This window comes from Sandarakinorhabdus oryzae (genome assembly GCF_009733735.1).
GTDB lineage: Bacteria > Pseudomonadota > Alphaproteobacteria > Sphingomonadales > Sphingomonadaceae > Sandarakinorhabdus > Sandarakinorhabdus oryzae.
Genome location: NZ_WNJP01000203.1, coordinates 1 through 4,365 on the forward strand (window position 1 = coordinate 1; position 4,365 = coordinate 4,365).

General features: G+C 61.5%; 4 protein-coding genes. All 4 read right to left on the reverse strand.

Features of this window, described 5'->3' with window-relative positions; translation table 11 throughout:
• Positions 1-115: 115 nt before the first annotated feature.
• Positions 116-730: a PEPxxWA-CTERM sorting domain-containing protein gene (locus tag GJ693_RS17565; protein ID WP_235902938.1), complete on the reverse strand. Its 615-nt coding sequence runs from the start codon at positions 728-730 to the stop codon at positions 116-118.
• Positions 731-836: 106 nt separating this feature from the next.
• Positions 837-2,051 (reverse strand): tyrosine--tRNA ligase, encoded by a 1,215-nt coding sequence (gene tyrS, locus GJ693_RS14125; protein WP_156256915.1) that lies wholly within the window; start codon positions 2,049-2,051, stop codon positions 837-839.
• 931 nt (positions 2,052-2,982) lie between these two features.
• A complete protein-coding gene (locus GJ693_RS14130; RefSeq protein ID WP_156256916.1) occupies positions 2,983-3,672 on the reverse strand; it encodes a hypothetical protein in 690 nt (229 codons plus the stop codon).
• A gap of 214 nt (positions 3,673-3,886) precedes the next feature.
• Positions 3,887-4,365: methylated-DNA--[protein]-cysteine S-methyltransferase (locus GJ693_RS14135; RefSeq protein ID WP_156256917.1), on the reverse strand; the 479-nt coding region annotated here is incomplete at its 5' end.

Here is a 4,365-nt window from a genome sequence, read left to right on the forward strand (position 1 = left end):
CGTCGCCCGCCTGCACGGCGGCACGCTCACCCTGGCCGACAACAAGCCGGGCCTGAAGGTGGCGATCGACCTGCCGGCCGCCCCGGCGGCGGAATAGCCGCCGGGGCGCGCCGGTTCAGGCGGAAACGCTGACCCGCCGCCGGCGCGACGCCGCACCGACAAGGCTAAAGCCGGCAATCAGCATCGCCCAGCTCGCCGGTTCCGGCACCGTGCCGATGGCCTGGAATTGGCCCAGCGAATAATAAAGATCGCCGCCCGTCGCCTGGAAGCGGAAGCGATCGGTGAAGATCGGTGCGAACACGCCGCTGTCCCGCGTCATCAGGCCAAAGCCGGCCACGGCGCCAACGTTGAAGATCGGCGCCCAGGCCGACCCGTTCCAATAATCCACCCGATAGGTGTCATTGTTGTCGGCCTGCACCAGCAGCTGGTTGATCGCGTATTTCTTATTGAGCTGCAGTTCCCAGAACATCGGCGCGGTCGCTTCGGGGGCGCCTTCGTCCCACCAGAAGCTGCCGTTGTTCCACTGCGTCTGTTCCGGTTGTGGCGTGCCATCCACTGGCGCGGTCGCATTGGACGGAGTCGAGTTCGGCACCCACGGCGAACCCGGCCTCAGAATCCCGTGATATGTTCTGTAGGTGATCGAAAACCAGTCGGTGGCAACGTTGGTGCCGGCATGGGCGGCCGGCGCGATCAGGGCGGCGGCCGTGGCGGCCAACAGATATTTACGCATGATGAGCCTCCTCACGAACAAACGACAAGGTGCGACCCTGCCCCGGAGGCTATCACAAGTTACGCGCTCGTCAATACTTCCTTAATCTTTTGGCAAGGTCATGCCACTAGCCGGCCACCACCAGCCCGTGCCGCTTCTTGCCGGCGCTCACCTTCTGCCCCGGCGCCACCAGCGCGGCATCACTGCCTGCCGGTGCGCCATCGATGCGGGCACCGCCCTGCGCCACCAGCTTGCGCGCTTCGTTCTTCGACGCGGCAAAACCCAGGCCAATGAGGGCATCGATGATGGTGACGGGGGCGCTCACAGCGAACTGCGGCAACTCCTCGCCGGCACCGCCCGCCGCAAAAGTCGCGCGCGCCGTTTCCGCTGCGGCCTCGGCCGCTGCCCGGCCGCGGCACAGCGCGGTGGCTTCGGTGGCCAGCACTTCCTTGGCCGTGTTGATCTCGGCGCCTTCCAGCGCCTCCAGCCGGGCAATCTCGTCCAGCGGCAGATCGGTGAACAGCCGCAGGAACTTCCCCACATCGGCATCATGCGTGTTGCGCCAGAACTGCCAGTAATCGAAATGCGGCAGCTGGTCCTCGTGCAGCCACACCGCGCCCTTGGCGGTCTTGCCCATCTTGGCGCCATCAGACCGGGTGATCAGCGGCGTCGTCAGGCCAAACGCCTCTTTCGCCTCCGTGCGGCGGATGAGATCGGTGCCGTTGACGATGTTGCCCCACTGGTCGCTGCCGCCCATCTGCAGCGTGCAGCCAAAGCGCCGGTTGAGTTCCAGATAATCATAGGCCTGGAAAATCATGTAATTGAATTCCAGGAACGACAGCGGCTGCTCCCGCTCCAGCCGCAGCTTCACGCTGTCAAAGGTCAGCATGCGGTTGATCGAGAAATGCCGGCCGACATCGCGCAGGAACGGGATGTACATCAGCTGCGACAGCCACTCGTCGTTGTTGACCATGATGGCATCGCTCGGCCCGTCACCAAAGCGCAGGAACCGCTCGAAAATGCGGCGGATGCTCGCCATGTTGGCGTTGATCTGCGCATCATCCAGCAACTGCCGCGCCTCGTCCTTGCCCGACGGATCACCCACCTTGGTGGTGCCCCCGCCCATCAGCACGATCGGCTTGTGCCCCGACGCTTGCAGATGCCGCAGCATCATGATCGATACCAGGTTGCCGATGTGCAGACTGGGCGCCGTGCAATCAAAGCCGACATAGGCCGTGATCACGCCCTTGCCCGCCGCGCCATCCAGGGCGGCGGCATCGGTGATCTGATGGATGAACCCGCGCGTTTCGAGCCGCCGGAGAAAGTCGCTGCTGTAGGTCATGGCGGGGAAGGCTTTACGGTGTGTGCGCGCGCTTGTCATGCCCCGTCCGCCACGACATCCGGTTTTGACATATTTTACAGATCCGGCAGGTTAAGTCCTTGTAAAACTTACGCGAGACAGTTTTACCCATCTTTCGCTCCAGACTATCGCCCGACCTGACGGGCTCATGTGGCCGTCGCTTGACGCACAATGACCGTGGGCGGGCGTATAGCCCATTGGCGGCCCTGTAGGACAGGCAGGCGGGAGCAAAAGCCAGACCTCCTGCGGTCAGGGTCGCAGACCCTGGACCCGTTTGTTCTTGGCAGGTTGCTATTGGGCGGCACTGCAACTTTCGTTGTTATGCTGGCTTCATCTCAGGCTCAGCTGTCTTGCAAATCTTGATGATCTTGTGGCTCTATTTTCCAATCCGGCCGGAAAAATGCCCATAAAGTCATTAGTATTGAAATTACGAAAAACAATATGAGCACAAGGAATCCTTGTCTTATGGGATAAATCGGAATGCCGTAGACAAAATTCCTCATTAAATTCAGCACTATTCCTAATATATTTATGACTATGAAATTCATTACTGCGGCCGATATTCTGAATTTTGTAGAGGCTTTCATACAAAACATCCTGGCGAGGCTATGCTGCATAGAAAATGAAAACCACCACAATGCAATTCCCGCGATGCATTCATAGTCGCAAATGAGGGTCCACCGTGAAGTTAAACTAAGCGCTCAAATCTGCCAACGTATCCTGGACGCTTGGGGCAGATTGAAACGACCGGGTCCAGGGTCGCAGACCCTGGACCCGGTCGTTTTCAGCCGGCACTTCGCGCACCTCACCCCGGATCAAGTCGGGAGCGACGGGACAAGGGGTCGCGCAGGCACCAGATGCTCGAGTCAATCGCGAGATCAAGTCCATTGCTGCCGCCATTTCCACGGCTATTTCAGACGTAAGCCGTCAGTCCCAATGCTGCTGCCGAGGTTGCTGCGATACTGCGGCACCATGTCGAGAATTGCCTTTGATGTTCAAGCAGGAGGCGCGCCTGTGCGATGGCTGCAAGCGCCTCACCAACCCAATCCCATCGGGCGATACCGTCCTTGTCCAGCCTCGATTGCAGCCTTTCAAGTTGCTTGCGCGCGCGGTCGAGACAGGTGCGCGCTTGGTCCGGCCTTCCGCAAAGTCCATAGACAATGCCGGCACTCCACCATTGGGCATATTCAAACGAGGATTTGCTGCTCCTGTCGATCTGCGCTGCAAGTGCTTCGACCGTGAGCGGGGAATCGAAGGGGATAATGGCTTTTGCCGTCGCGAGGCGCAGCACGTCGGCCAACGGCGGATCCGATGAACCGTCCAGCCAGAGATCACGCGGCGGTTTCAACCCCAGGAAGCCGCTTCGGGGCGTCTTGATCCGATCACCAATATCCGAGCGCAGAAAGTCCCCGCCTTTTGGCAAGATGTGCACAAACGTTGCCGGCACATAGTCACTGGAGAAGTTTGATGACTGGCAGGTGATGCACTGCATCAGGTATTTCTTGTCAGTCCGATAGATGAGATCTGCGCGGGCACGATGCCATTCCAGGCCAAGCGCGTCCAACAGGCTGGCCATGAGCTTTCTGTAGACTGGCTTGCTCACGAGAATGCACGCCTTTTTGCAACATCAATTCACTTTAGACTGCTCCGAAGCGATCATGATGGCAAATTCTCCAACGACCGCCAAAGCAGCGTGACCCCGGAGCAAGTCAGGGGTGACGGGTTGCAACGGCAGTCCAAACGATCGGGTCCAGGGTCTGCGACCCTGGCCGCCGGAGGCCACTCTTCCTCTGCGAAGACAAGGCACAACCGGCCAGTCAGCCGCCCCGACCCGGCTTCAGCGCCAGAGGCAGCGCGCCGAACAGGCCATCGCTGCGGAACGCCCCTTCGATCTCCAGCAGCTTCAGCTTGGTCTTCACGCCCCCGGGGGCGGAGAAGCCGGTCAACTTGCCATCGGCGCCCAGCACGCGGTGGCAGGGGACGATGAGGGGGAGTGGGTTGCGGCCGAGGGTGGTGCCGACGGCGCGGGCGAGGGCTTTGTCGCCGAGGTCGGTGGCAAGGTCGCCGTAGGTGCGGGTTTGGCCGGGCGGGATGGCGCGGGTGAGGGTGCGGACCTGTTCGGCGAAGGGATCGGCGTGGGGTTCGCAGGCGATGAAGCCGAGGTCCACACGATCGCCGGCCAGCAGGGCCTGGATGGCGGTGATGGCGCGGGCGATGGCGGGGGGTGGCTGGCCCGGTTCGGCGCGCGACGCCAACCGCGCGGCGGCCCCGCCGGGCAGCGCGCTGGCCACGGCCC